General features: G+C 77.1%; 10 protein-coding genes and 1 pseudogene. 7 read left to right on the top strand and 4 right to left on the bottom strand.

The window, feature by feature from the left end; all coding sequences use genetic code 11:
• Window positions 1-972: pseudogene (locus B124_RS33610) on the top strand (serine/threonine protein kinase); the annotation flags it as partial.
• 3 nt (window positions 973-975) lie between these two features.
• Here B124_RS33610 and B124_RS33605 read toward each other — a convergent pair.
• Window positions 976-1,731 carry a sulfite exporter TauE/SafE family protein gene (locus B124_RS33605; protein WP_496506803.1) on the bottom strand — a complete coding sequence of 252 codons (756 nt, stop codon included), beginning with the start codon at window positions 1,729-1,731 and terminating at the stop codon, window positions 976-978.
• A gap of 176 nt (window positions 1,732-1,907) precedes the next feature.
• Between B124_RS33605 and B124_RS33600 the strand changes: the two genes are divergently transcribed.
• From B124_RS33600 to B124_RS33585, 4 genes are all read left to right on the top strand, one after another.
• Window positions 1,908-2,843 (top strand): LysR family transcriptional regulator, encoded by a 936-nt coding sequence (locus B124_RS33600; protein ID WP_496506802.1) that lies wholly within the window; start codon window positions 1,908-1,910, stop codon window positions 2,841-2,843.
• 162 nt (window positions 2,844-3,005) lie between these two features.
• On the top strand, window positions 3,006-3,617 hold the full coding sequence (locus tag B124_RS33595; protein ID WP_496506801.1) for a LysE family translocator: 612 nt from the start codon (window positions 3,006-3,008) through the stop codon (window positions 3,615-3,617).
• Between the two features lie 2 nt (window positions 3,618-3,619).
• Window positions 3,620-4,378: a B3/B4 domain-containing protein gene (locus tag B124_RS33590; RefSeq protein ID WP_496506808.1), complete on the top strand. Its 759-nt coding sequence runs from the start codon at window positions 3,620-3,622 to the stop codon at window positions 4,376-4,378.
• A 137-nt stretch (window positions 4,379-4,515) separates the two neighbouring features.
• Entirely contained in the window at window positions 4,516-6,525 is a 2,010-nt protein-coding gene (locus B124_RS33585; RefSeq protein WP_496506800.1) for an aminotransferase-like domain-containing protein, read from the top strand.
• 225 nt (window positions 6,526-6,750) lie between these two features.
• On the opposite strand, the gene B124_RS33580 is transcribed toward B124_RS33585, so the two are convergent.
• From B124_RS33580 to B124_RS33570, 3 genes are all read right to left on the bottom strand, one after another.
• A complete protein-coding gene (locus tag B124_RS33580) occupies window positions 6,751-7,587 on the bottom strand; it encodes an ABC transporter permease (RefSeq protein WP_496506799.1) in 837 nt (278 codons plus the stop codon).
• An 82-nt stretch (window positions 7,588-7,669) separates the two neighbouring features.
• Entirely contained in the window at window positions 7,670-9,379 is a 1,710-nt protein-coding gene (locus B124_RS33575; protein WP_496506798.1) for a DUF1349 domain-containing protein, read from the bottom strand.
• Window positions 9,376-10,317 (bottom strand): ABC transporter ATP-binding protein, encoded by a 942-nt coding sequence (locus tag B124_RS33570; RefSeq protein WP_496506797.1) that lies wholly within the window; start codon window positions 10,315-10,317, stop codon window positions 9,376-9,378. The genes B124_RS33575 and B124_RS33570 overlap by 4 nt, the downstream gene beginning before the upstream one ends.
• Before the next feature lie 285 nt (window positions 10,318-10,602).
• Here B124_RS33570 and B124_RS33565 point away from each other — a divergent pair, with 285 nt between their 5' ends.
• On the top strand, window positions 10,603-11,769 hold the full coding sequence (locus B124_RS33565) for a sensor histidine kinase (RefSeq protein ID WP_496506807.1): 1,167 nt from the start codon (window positions 10,603-10,605) through the stop codon (window positions 11,767-11,769).
• On the top strand, window positions 11,766-12,452 hold the full coding sequence (locus B124_RS33560) for a response regulator transcription factor (RefSeq protein WP_496506796.1): 687 nt from the start codon (window positions 11,766-11,768) through the stop codon (window positions 12,450-12,452). The genes B124_RS33565 and B124_RS33560 overlap by 4 nt, the downstream gene beginning before the upstream one ends.
• The last annotated feature ends 127 nt before the right edge of the window (window positions 12,453-12,579 follow it).

Raw genomic sequence — 12,579 nt, 5'->3', positions numbered from 1 at the left:
CCGGCGCCGGACGTGGCACCGGCGCCGGACGTGGCACCGGCGCCGGACGCGCCGCCCACGCCGACTGCGGCACCGGCGCCGGCCGCGGCCCCGCCGCCCGCCGCGGGACCGACGCCGGCTGCGGGACCGACGCCTGCTGCGCCGCCCCCATCACCTGCGCAGGAGGGGGCGCCGGCCGCGTACGGGAAAACGCCCGCTGCGTACCCGAAGACACCGCAACCCGCCACCGAGACGGCCCCGGTCCACCCGCCCACCCAGCCCGCCGCCCCGCGCCCCGGCGCCTCCCGGCCGCCGCAGGCGGCCCAGCCCCAGACCCAGGCGCAGACCCACGCCCCCTCTTCGCCGCGCCCCCGCAAGCGGCGCACCGGGCTCGTCGCCGGGCTGGTGGCCGGTGCCCTGCTGCTGGGCGCCGCCGGCGGTGCGTACCTGGTGAACACCCTCAAGGACGACGACGGCGACAACACCAGCAGCCAGGACCGCTCCGGCGACTCGCCCGGGAAGGACAGCGGCAGCAAGGAGAAGGGCGCCGGCGACCGGCAGCAGAACGACGACCCGCCCGCGAGCAGCCCGCCGCCGAGCGCGCCGCCGGCGGATCCGGAGCCGGTCGCGTACGAGGGCATCGAACTGCCCGCGTCGTACTACCTCAACCTCAAGGACGAACCGCTCAGGCCGGAGACCGACGGCGACGGCGATATCGAGTATGAATCCGGGCCATATCTGGAAACCGACAACGGCCGGTTCGTCCTTCTCCAGCCCACTGAGGAGCCCACGCTCGACACCTGCCGCGAGGTGACCCGCTACACCGAATCGATCTACCTGGGCGATGTCGAGGAGGGCGCGAACATCTGCCTGGAGACTACGGCCGGGCACATGGCCTTGATCACGTACCAGGGAGTCTCGCCGGAGAGCGACCCGAGCAGTTACCTCGTCCTCGACGTCACGGTCTGGCGGAACGGCACGGCGCAGCCGTAGCGTTCAGCGGATGATCATGGTGAGCGCGGCGGTGGTGCCCACGGCGACGATGACCGTGCGCATCAGGGCGGGCGTGAGCTTGCGGCCCAGGTGGGCGCCGACGAAGCCGCCGAGCGTGGAGCCGGTGGCGATGATGCCGGCAGCGGTCCAGTCGACGTCGGTGACGATGACGAAGACGATCGACGCGACCCCGTTGACGAGGGCGGCCAGGACGTTCTTGGCGGCGTTGAGGCGCTGCAGGTCGTCGCGGACGAAGGTGCCGAACAGGCCCATGAGGATGACGCCCTGGGCGGCGCCGAAGTAGCCGCCGTAGACGCCGGTGCCGAGGACGCCGATCCACAGCGGGGTGCCGCCGTCGGTGTCGTCGTCCTCGTCGCGCTCGGCGAGGCGCCGGCTCAGCAGGGGCTGGAGGAGGACCAGGGCGCAGGCCGTCAGGATCAGGACGGGGACCACAGCCTGGAACGACTCGGCGGGCAGTTGCAGGAGCAGCAGCGCGCCGGCCAGGCCGCCGAGGAGGGAGGCGGTGCCGAAGCGCAGTATGCGGCGGCGCTGGCCGCGCAGCTCGCGGCGGTAGCCGTAGACGGCGCCGGCGACGCCGGGGACGAGGCCGACGGTGTTGGAGACGTTCGCGAGGACCGGGGGGTAGCCGAGGGCGAGGAGCGTGGGGAAGGTGATGAGCGTGCCGGAGCCGACGACCGCGTTCATGCCGCCGGCGACGAGTCCGGCACCGGCGAGCGCGGCGGCTTCGAGCGGTTCCACGGCGGCGTCCTCGTTCCGTAGGTCGGTCCCGGCGGGGTGCGGTCCCGGTGGGGTGCGGTGCGGCGGTCAGCGGGGGGCGGGCGTACCGCGAAGATCGTGGTCATCGTGGGCGCGGCGGTCCGCCCAAGTCAATCCTCGGGTGTTCTTGGGCGTCCCCAAGGGTTAGCTTGACGCGCATGACTCTGGACGACCTGCGGGTGTTCGTCGCGGTGTGCCGGGCGGGGAGCCTGAGCGCGGTGGCGCGGGAGCTGGGCTGTACGCAATCGGCCGTCAGCCAGCATGTCAAGCGGCTGGAGCGGGAGGTCGGCCTCAGCCTCGTGGAGCGGCACCCGCGCGGCGTGGTGCCCACGCACGCCGGGGAGTTGCTGCGCGGCGCCGCCGCCGAGGGTATCGGCGGCGTGGACCACGCGCTGCGGCGGCTGGGCGACCTGGCGCGCGGGGACGGCGGGTCGGTGCGGGTGACGACGGGGGCGACGACCGTACGGCACTTCATGTCGGCGGCGGTCGTCGCGTTCCGCGAGCGGTATCCGCAGGTCAGCCTGGAGTTCCAGACGGAGAACTCCAGCCGCGGCTGCGTCGCCGCGCTGGCCGCGGGCAGCGCCGACCTGGCGTGGATCACGATCAGCGCGCCGGTACGGGGCGTGGAGCTGCGGCGCGCCGCGGAGCTGCCGTGGGTGCTGGCCGTACGGGAGGGCGATCCGCTGGCGGAGCGGTCGGCGGTGGGGGCGGCGGACCTGGCGGCGGTGCGGCTCATAGGGCTGCCGGGGAACTCGAGTTCGCGGGCGCATCTGGAGGCGTGGTTCGCGGAGTCGGGGGTGCGGCTGCCGGCGTTCGACACGTCGGTCGCGGACTGGGACACGGCGATCCTCCTCGCGGAGCTGGGGCTCGGCTACGCCGTCGTGCCGGAGCTGCCGGGGTGGCGCGACGGGCGGCATCCGGGGGTGCGGCTCGTACCCGTACCGGAGCTGCCACCGCTGTGGGCGGGGTGGGCGGTGCGGCGGTGGGCGGCGCTGTCGCCGCTGGCGCGGGCGTTCGCGGAGCTGGTGGCGGGCTCCGGGAGCGTGGCGGATGCGGGGGGCGTTCCGGGCGCCGGCGTTGTGGCGGGGTCCTGAGTCCTGGCTGGCTTCTGAGGCCCGGCGGGCTTCTGAGTTATGGCGGGCTTCCGGGTTATGGACCGGTGATCTCGCTCCTCTTTGGCTCTGCCTGTCAGGCCATCGGTGGGTGAGGGTGGTGGTGTTCCGCAGTAGCCGAGTAGCGCCCGCCGGAGGCCGTCCATGAGCATCGCCTTTCTGCTGACCACGCTCGTCGTGGTCGCCACGCCGGGCACCGGCGTGGTCTACACCCTCGCCGCCGGGCTGTCCCACGGCCGGCGGGCGAGCGTGGTGGCCGCGTTCGCCTGCACACTCGGCACCGTCCCGCACGTCATCGCGACCGTCACCGGGCTCGCGGCGCTGCTGCACGCCAGCGCCGTGGCGTTCGAGGTGGTGAAGTACCTGGGCGTCGCGTACCTGCTGTACATGGCGTGGTCGACGCTGCGCGACAGGCAGGTCCTGGTAGTCGAGGACGACGCGGCGGCCGGGCCGAAGCCGGTGGGCCGGGTGATCGTCTCCGGTGTGCTGCTCAACCTCCTCAACCCGAAGCTGACGATGTTCTTCGTGGCGTTCCTGCCGCAGTTCGTACCGGCGGGCCAGGAGGGGTCGACGGCGGCGATGCTGCGGCTGAGCGCGGTGTTCATGGGGCTGACGTTCGTGGTGTTCGCGGCGTACGGGGTGTGCGCGGCGGCCGTGCGCGGGCAGGTGCTGGGGCGGCCACGGGTGATGGCGGGGATCCGGCGGGTGTTCGCCGTGTCGTTCGTGGGGCTGGGCGCGAAGCTGGCGGTGGCGTGACGATGCGCTTCGGACATGCGGAGGAGCTGCGGGCGGAGTTTCCGGAGCTGGTGGCGGGGGTGCTGTACGGGGAGTTCGGGCGCGGTGGCGGTCCCGGCCCCGGGTCCGGTCCCGGGTCCGGCCTCGGTCCCGGTCCCGGCGCGGATGCGGAGCTGCACGCGCGCGTCAGTGCGTACACGGACGTCGCGCGGCGGCGGCTGGCGGCGGGCACGGAGGGGGAGTTCCCCGAGGTACGGGCGTGGCGGCGGGCGTACGCACGGCTGGGGCTGCGGCCGACGCAGTACCGCTGCGCGTCGGAGTCGCTGCTGCGGCGGCTGCGGCGGGAGGGGTCGCTGCCACGGATCAACCCGGTGGTGGACCTGTGCAACGCGGTCTCCGTGGCGTACGCGATCCCGGTCGCCGTGCTGGACGTGGACCGGATCGCGGAGCCGTGGCTTGAGGTGCGCCGTGCGCGGGGGGACGAGACGTATACGACGTTCGGCGGCGGGGACGAGCATCCGGCGGCGGGGGAGGTGACGTTCGCCGACTCGGCGGGGCGCGCGCATGCGCGGCGCTGGACGAACCGGCAGAGCGGGTATTCGGCGGTGGGCGCGGAGACGCGGCGGGTGCTGGTGGTGGCGGAGGCGCTCCACGAGACGGCTGCGGCGGACGTGGCGGAGCTGACGGATGCGGTTCAGGGGGAGTTGGAGGGCCTGTGGGGCGTGGTCTCGAAGGGGGCGCTGCTGACGGGCGCGGCGCCGGAGTTCGTGTTCGGGGAGTGAGGGAGTAAGGGAGTGAGGGGGTGCGGGAGTGCGGGGGTGCGGCGGCGGGCGGGGGTTCGGGGCGTGAGGGGCGGGCCTGAGCTGCGGCGACGGAGCTTCGGGCGGGCGTTGTCAGTGGCGCGTGCCACGATGGCTCCATGAACGGGGTGGAAGGCAGGGCCGCTGAGAGGTCCAAAGCGTACGGGTCGGATTTCCTGCAGCTCGACGTCGGGGATGCGCCGGCGGGCGGGATGGCGGACTGGCTGGCGTGGCGGCTGAGAGAGGCGATCGCGGACGGGCGGCTGGCGGTGGGCAGCCGGCTGCCGCCGACGCGGGCGCTGGCGGCGGAGCTGCGGGTGTCGCGCGGGGTGGTCACGGAGGCGTATCGGCGGCTGACGGAGGACGGGCACGTCGAGGGGCGGCGGCGCGGCGGGACGGTGGTGGTCGCGGCGCCGGTGGGGACGGGGGCCGCCGCGGACTCCGGGCAGCCGGAGCCGGGCCGTCGGAGAGGGGCCGCACCGGGCTCCGGGGCGCCCGGGCAGGGCCGCGGTGCGGGGGGACAACCGGGCGGCGAGGCGCCGGGGCCGGGCGGCGTGCCGGGCTCCCGGCGACCGGGCCTGGGCCTGGGCCTGGGCCGTCGAGCGGGAGCCGCGCCGCCGGGCTCGGGGGCGGCGGGCGCGGGACGGGTGCCGGGCGCGGTGGTCCACGGCGCGGCGGCGGCGCCGGGGGCTGCGGGCGCTGGACGGATGCCGGGCTCCGGGGCGGCGGGGCCGGGCGCGGCAGGCGCTGGACGGGGGCCGGGCGCGGTGGTCCACAGCGCGGCGGCGGCGCCGGGAGCTGCGGGCGCGGGACGGGCGGCGGGCTCCGGGGCGGCGGGGCCGGGCGCGGCGCGGTCGGGCCGTCCCGACGTGTTCTTTCCCGCCGCCCCCGGACCCGACGCGTTCGACGCGCTGCGCGCCGCGCCCGCCCGGATCGACCTCACCCCGGGGCTGCCGGACCTCGCCGCGTTCCCCCGCGCCGCGTGGCTGCGCGCCGAGCGCGCCGTCCTCGCCGGGATGTCCGCCGCGGACCTCGGCTACGGCGACCCGCGCGGCGCCCCCGCGCTGCGCCGGGCCGTCGCCGGCTGGCTCGCCCGCAACCGCGGCATCCGCGCCAGCCCCGACGACGTCGTCATCGTCGCCGGCACGGCCCAGGCGCTGACCCTGCTGCACCCGGTGCTGCGCTCCGACGGCGTGGGGGCGGTGGCGCTGGAGGACCCCGGTTCGCTCGGTACGCGCCAGCATCTGGAGAACGGCGGGCTGGACATCCTCCCGGTGCCGGTCGACGCCGACGGCATACGTGTCGACGCGCTGCGCGCCACCGGCGCGCGTGCGGTGCTGCTCACCCCGGCGCACCAGTTCCCGACCGGCGCGGTGCTCAGCGGCGAGCGGCGGCGCGAGCTGCTGAGCTGGGCGGAGGACGGCGGCCGGCTCGTACTCGAAGACGACTACGACGCCGAACACCGCTACGACCGGCCGCCGGTGCCCGCGCTGCGCGCGATGCTCGCGGAGCGCGTCTGCTACATGGGCAGCGTGTCGAAGCTGCTGGCGCCGGCGCTGCGGGTGGGCTGGGTGGTGCCGCCGCCGGGGTACCGGGACGCGCTGGTGAACGCCAAGCGCTTCACCGACCTGGGCAACGCGGTGCTGCCGCAGCTCGTGCTCGCGCGGCTGATGGAGTCCGGGGAGCTGGAGCGGCACCTGCGGCTGCTCCGGGGGCGGCACCGGCGGCGGCGGGACGCGATGATAGCGGCGGTCGCGGAGCACCTGCCGGGCGCGGTGGTCCACGGCGCGGCGGCGGGGCTGCACTTGACGGTGACGTTCGACGGTGCGGGCGGCTCGGGTTCGTCCGACGCGGGTTCTTCTGGCACGGACTCCTCCGGCGCCGGCTCCTCCGGCTCGGGCTCCTCCGGCGCGGGCGGCGGGCGAGGGCCCGGCGGGCGACTGCCCGCGGGGGTGACCGATACGGAGTTGGCGGCGGCGGCGCTGAGTTGCGGCGTCAAGGTGCAGCCCCTGTCCTGGCACCGCCTCCGCCCCGGCCCGCCGGGCCTGGTCCTCGGCTATGCGGCGAGCCACCCCGACGCCGTGACCGAGGGGGTGAGGCTGCTGGGCCGGGCGCTGCGCGGGGCGTAACGGTCAGGCCGTAGCGGAGCGGTGATCCGGACGGGGACGGGGGCCGCCGCGGGCTCCGGGCAGCCGGAGCCGGGCCGTCGGGGAGGGACCGCACCGGACTCCGGGGCGCCCGGGCAGGGCCCCGGTGCGGAGGGAGAACCGGCGGCGGGACGCCGGGGCCGGACGGCGTACCGGGCTCCCGGCGGCCGGGCCCGGGCCGTCGAGCGGGAGCCGCGCCGCCGCGCCTCAGGCGTCCCGGCGCCGCAGCACCGCCGCGCCCAGTGCCAGCGCCGCCGCCGACCACGCCGCCAGGACCCCCAGCCCGGCCCACGGCCCGATCGGCAGTTCCCCCGTGTCCACCGTCGACTGCACCGCCATCCCCGCCGACGCGGGCCCGTAGCGCTGGAGCCGCTCGACCCACTCCGGATCCGACAGCATCCCCGCCACCAGCGGCGACGCGTACAGCACCCCCAGGCACGCCGCGACCGCCCCCGCCGTGTCCCGCAGCGCCGCACCCAGACCCAGCGCCAGGAGCGCCACCAGCACCAGGTACAGCGCCGTCCCGAAGCCCGCCCGCAGCACCGGTCCCGCCCCCAACTCGTACGAGGTGAAGCCCGCCGGCACCAGCGCCCGCCCCGCGAGCAGCGCACCCAGCACCCCGGCGCCGCCCGCCGCCAGCACCGCGGCACCGACCACCGCGGACTTCGCGGCGAGCACCCGCAGCCGGCCGGGTACGGCGGTCAGCGTCGTGCGGATCGTGCCCGTGCCGTACTCCGCCGTGAACGCCAGCGACGCGAGCACCGCGACCGCCGCCTGCCCGGCCCACACGCCGGCCAGGCTGGTCTTGACGACGTCCTCGCGGCAGCCGGCGGGCGGGCAGTGCGCCGTGGACAGCCCGCTGACCGCACCCGCGCCGACCGCCGCGGTGACGGCTGCGACGGCGAGGAGGAGCCACCATGTGCTGGGGAGGGTGCGGAGTTTGGTCCACTCCGCCCGCGCCGCGTACGCCGCGTCCCGTACGCGCGCGGACGCCGACCCCTGCCCCGCCCGGTCCCGCACCCCGCGCGCCTCCTCCTGCCGCACCCCACGCTCCGTCCCGCGCCCCACCCCGCGCCCCACCCCGCGCCCCGTCGCACGCTCCGCCGCCCCCGGCGCCCTCCGCCCCTCACGCATCGCGCCGCCGCAGCCGCCACACCGCCAGCGCCAGCGCCACCGCCGCCCACACCGCCAGCACCCCGAGCCCCGCCCACGGCCCCTGCGGCATGCACCCGTCCTCCGGCAGGCACACCGTCTCCACCTGCGCGTACCGCGGCGTCGTGCTCTGCACCCCGAACCCGGCCACCGGCGTCACCCGGAACAGCCACTCCACCGCCCCCAGCGGCAGCCCCCCGCCCAGCACCAGCGGCAGCACGAACAGCACCACCACGATCGTCACCGCCGCCGCCGTGTGCCGCAGCAGCGCCCCCAGCCCCAGTGCGAAGAGCGCCACCAGCGCCAGCAGCAGCCCCGTGCCCACCACCGCCCGCAGCGCCGGCCCGTCGGACAGCGACACCTCGGGGAACTGCGGCGGCTCGAACCCGTTCGCCCGCAGCGTCCGCTGCCCCACCAGGAACGACACCACCGCGCCCACCAGCCCCGCCGCGAACGCCGCCGCCGCCAGCACCGCCGCCTTCGCCGCCAGCACCCGCCCGCGCCGCGGGGCGGCGGTGAACGTCGTACGGATCATGCCGCGCCGGTACTCGGCGGTGATGAACAGCACGCCCAGCGCCGCGAACGCGATCAGCCCGACCTGCGCGCCCACCAGGCTCATCCGGGTCAGGTCCCCCGCGGGCGGGCGCGGGGCGATGTCGCCGGAGCCGGTGACGGTGAACGTGCCGCCGGAGCGCTGTGTGCCGCCGGCCGGGCCGTTCGCCGCCGCGGGCCCGGCCGGCGGGCCCACGGCCTCGTCCCGCCACGCCGCCGCGCCCGCCCCGTCTGCCCCGTCTACCCCGTCCGTCCCGTCTGCCCCGTCCGTCCCGTCGTCGGTCCCGTCCGTCCCGTCGTCGGTCCCGTCCGTTCCGCCCGTCCCGCCCGACGCCCCGCCGCCTTCGAGCCGTACGTTGTCGAAGACCCCCGTCGCCTCGCTCGGCTGCGCCGCGATGCTCAGCGAACCGAACGACCGCTCCACCCGGTCCGTCTCCGGTGCCGCCACGAACAGCCCCGCCCGCGCCTTCTCCGGCAGCCCGGCGGCGGGCACGCTGCCGACCTCGTCCCAGCGTTCGCCGTCGGCGGACTGGTAGCCGGTCAGCCGGTCGCCCTCGCGCGTCAGCCGCAGCCACACCGGAGCGTCCCCGGCCACGTCGCCGCCGGCGACGTCGTGCTCGAACCCGTACTGCAGCCGCACCCCGTGCCCGTACGTGCGCATCAGCGCCACATACGGGCTCCCCGGTTCGGTGCCCGCCTTCACGATGACACCGGCCTTCGCCCACGGCGCGTCCGTGTCTTCGCCCAGCCGCAGACCCGTCACGCGGGCGGTGACGCCGCCGTCGCCGGAAAGCGGCCGGTGCACGAAGCGGAACGAATCCGTCACCCCGTCCGTCACCCCGTCCGCCGCGCCGCCGCCGCCACCGCCGTCATCGGCTGTGACGGTGCTGCCGCCGCCCGACGACACGAGCGACACCAGCACTGTCACCAGCACCCCGGCCAAGAGCGTCAGCAGCCAGCGGTCCACGCTGCGCAGCTTCGTGAACTCGGCGCGCAGCAACTGCCGGAACCCGTCGCGGGCAGGCGGCAGCGTCGAACGGTACGGGGCCACGCCCCCGCTCTCCGTACCCGCAGCAGCCCCCGTCTCCGTACCGGCGCCCAGACCGGCACCCGCACCCACACCCCCGCTCATCGCGGACCCTCCCCCTCCGGCGCGGCGGCGAACTCGGCCTCGCCGCGCGTCAGCTCCATGTACGCCTCCTCCAGCGACGCCCGGTGCGCCGCCAGCCCCGAGAACGGCACCGACCCCGCGCCCAGCAGCTCCGCCACCCGCTCCGCCGGCAGCCCCGAGACCGTCAGCGACTCCCGGCCCGTCGCCGCGACCGTCGCCCCCGCCGCCGCCAGCACCGTCATCGCCCGCTCGCGCTCCCCCGTACGCAGCGCGACCCGCCCGTCGGAGGCGGCGGCGAGCATGACGGCCACCGACGTGTCGGCGACGAGCCGGCCGCGGCCGATGACCACCAGGTGGTCGGCGGTGTCCTCCAGTTCGCTCATCAGATGGCTGGAGACGAGCACCGCCCGCCCCTCCGCCGCCAGCCGGCGCAGAAAGCCGCGTATCCAGCGGATGCCCTCCGGGTCCAGGCCGTTGACCGGCTCGTCGAAGAGCAGCACCGGCGGGTCGCCGAGCAGCGCGGCGGCGATGCCGAGGCGCTGGCGCATCCCCAGCGAGTAGCCGCCGGCCCGCCGCCGGCCCGCCGCGGCGAGCCCCACCTGCTCCAGCAGCTCGTCGACGCGGCGCGGCGGCAGGCCGTGCGAGTGCGCCAGCCACAGCAGGTGGTCGCGCCCGCGCCGGCCGGGGTGTACGGCCGCCGCGTCCAGCGCGGCGCCGACGTGCTGCAGCGGGCGGCGCAGCGCCGCGTACGGCTGGCCGCTGATCAGCGCGCTGCCCGCGTCGGGGGCGTCGAGGCCCAGGACGATGCGCATGGTGGTGGACTTGCCGGCCCCGTTGGGGCCGACGAACCCGGTGACCTGGCCGGGGACGACCGTGAACGACAGACCGTCCACGGCGGCGACGGGACCGAAGTGCTTGCGCAACTCCCGGACCTCGATGGTTGCTTCTGACGCTGCCATGGTGAGGAGGCTACGAAGCGGGCGGCGGGCGGGTCGTCACGCGCAGGAGGAGTCTTGCGGGCGGCGGGGTAGCTCGCGTGGGGGAGGGGCCGTCCAGGGCGGGAGGGACGCCGACGGGGCCGGTCGCGGGGACAATGGCGGCGTGACGGGAGCGCGGGGGGAGCGGGCGTGAGGCGTGGGGCGGAGGGTCCGTACGCGACGGACGCGGACCGGACACCCGGCACGGGCCCGGCACCCGCGCATCCGCGACTACGGCCCCGCCCCCCGGCTCCCCCGCTCCGCCGCCTGGCCGCCTCCCCCGACGGGCCCGTCGCCGCCGCCGCGCTCCTCGCGCTCCTCGCCGCCGCCGACACCGTCCTGCACACCGGCGCCGGCGACCACCTCACCGCCGCCCTGCTCCTCGCCTTCGGCGCCACCGCCCCCGTCGCGCTCCTGCGCACCCACCCCGCCCCCGCCGCCGTCCTCGCCACCGCCGCGAACGCCCCGCTCCCCGCCCTCCTCGGCGCCCCCGTCGCCGCCGGCGTCGCCGCCCAGGCACTCCTCCTGCACCGCCTCGCCCGCCACGGCACCCGCCGGGTCCGCGCCCTCGCCGTGCTCCTCGTGCTGCCGCTCGCCGGCTACGCCACCGGCGCCCCCGCCGACGGCCCGCCCGACGACGCCGGCCGGCTGCTCGCCGTCGCCGCCGCCGTACTCCTCGCCGCCGCCACCGGCACCGGCCTCGCCCGCCGCGCCCGGCACGCCGCCGCCGCCCACAGCGCCACCGAGCAGGCCATCGCGCACACCCTCTACGAACACGCCGCCCGCGGCGAACGCGCCCGCATCGCACGGGAACTCCACGACGTCGTCGCCCACCACATCTCGATGATCTCCGTACAGGCCGAAACCGCCCGCCTGACCACCCCCGGCCTCCCCGACGAAGGCGCCCGCCGGCTCCGCGACATCGGCGACACCGCCCGCACCGCCCTCACCGAGATGCGCCGCCTGCTCGGCGTCCTGCGCGACGACGCCGGCGCCGCCCCCGCGGCCCGCCGCCCCCCGCCCGGCCTCGCCCAGCTCAACGAACTCCTCGACGGCGCCCGCGAGGCCGCAGGCGCCGCGGTACGCCTCCTCGTCAGCGGCGCCGTACGCCCCCTCGGCACCGGCATCGAACTCACCGCGTACCGCATCGTGCAGGAAGCCCTCAGCAACGCCCGCCGGCACGCCCCCGGCGCCGCCGTCGACGTGGAACTCCACTACGCCGACACCGCCCTGCGCCTGCGCATCCGCGACAACGGCCCCGGGCCCGGCTCCGGCCCCGCGGGCGCCGGCGGGCACGGGCTGCTGGGCATGCGCGAACGCGCCGCGGCCGTCGGCGGCAGCCTGCGCAGCGGCCCCGCCGCGGGCGGCGGCTTCCTGCTCGAAGCCACCCTCCCCGCCAAGACCCGCACGAGCGACGAGGAGAGAGCGGCATGACCGGCCCCGCGCAGACCGTGCGCGTCGTCGTCGCCGACGACCACGAAGTCGTCCGCGCCGGCTTCGCCGGACTCCTCGCCACCCAGCCCGACTTCGACGTCGTCGGCACCGCACACGACGGCGCCGACGCCGTCCGCGTCTGCCGCGCCCGGCGGCCCGACGTCGTCCTGATGGACGTCCGCATGCCCGGCGTCGACGGCATCGAGGCCACCGCCCGCCTGACCGCGGACCCCCCGCACCCCAGGGTGCTGATCCTCACCACCTTCGACCTCGACGAGTACGTCTACGACGCCCTCGCCGCCGGCGCCAGCGGCTTCCTGCTCAAGGACGTCACCGCGGAACGGCTCTTCGACGCCGTGCGCGTCGTCGCGGCCGGCGAGGCGCTGCTCGCGCCGGCGGTCACGCGGCGGCTCATCGCCGAGTTCGCGCGGCTGCGCGCGGCGCGGCCGGAGCGGGAGGGGGCCGCCGCGCCGCTGGCGGCGCTGACGCCGCGCGAGACGGAGGTGCTGCGGCTGCTCGCCGAGGGCCTGTCCAACCCCGAACTCGCCGCCCGCCTCCACGTCGGGGAGGAGACCGTGAAGACGCACGTCAGCCGGCTGCTGGCGAAGCTCGGCCTGCGGGACAGGACGCAGGCCGTGATCACGGCGTACGAAACGGGCCTCGTCGTCCCCGGCACCCGCTGACGCCCCCGGCCCCCGACCCCCGGCTCCCGACCCCCGACCCCCGGCCCCGGCCCTCGGCTCCCGGCCCCGGCCCCGGCCCTCCGGTGACGCCCGGCCCGGCCCGTACCGGCGCCGCTCGGTTAGCCTC

Source organism: Streptomyces sp. CNP082 (genome assembly GCF_059570535.1).
This window is presented reverse-complemented; position numbering and strand designations above follow the sequence as displayed.

What these genes read in the sequence shown, in the direction of transcription:
- B124_RS33585 (WP_496506800.1), top strand. Translation starts at nt 4,516, where the DNA reads ATGAACGGGGTGGAAGGCAGGGCCGCTGAGAGGTCCAAAGCGTACGGG.
- B124_RS33590 (WP_496506808.1), top strand. Translation starts at nt 3,620, where the DNA reads ATGCGCTTCGGACATGCGGAGGAGCTGCGGGCGGAGTTTCCGGAGCTG.
- B124_RS33570 (WP_496506797.1), bottom strand. Translation starts at nt 10,317, where the DNA reads ATGGCAGCGTCAGAAGCAACCATCGAGGTCCGGGAGTTGCGCAAGCAC.
- B124_RS33575 (WP_496506798.1), bottom strand. Translation starts at nt 9,379, where the DNA reads ATGAGCGGGGGTGTGGGTGCGGGTGCCGGTCTGGGCGCCGGTACGGAG.
- B124_RS33595 (WP_496506801.1), top strand. Translation starts at nt 3,006, where the DNA reads ATGAGCATCGCCTTTCTGCTGACCACGCTCGTCGTGGTCGCCACGCCG.
- B124_RS33560 (WP_496506796.1), top strand. Translation starts at nt 11,766, where the DNA reads ATGACCGGCCCCGCGCAGACCGTGCGCGTCGTCGTCGCCGACGACCAC.
- B124_RS33600 (WP_496506802.1), top strand. Translation starts at nt 1,908, where the DNA reads ATGACTCTGGACGACCTGCGGGTGTTCGTCGCGGTGTGCCGGGCGGGG.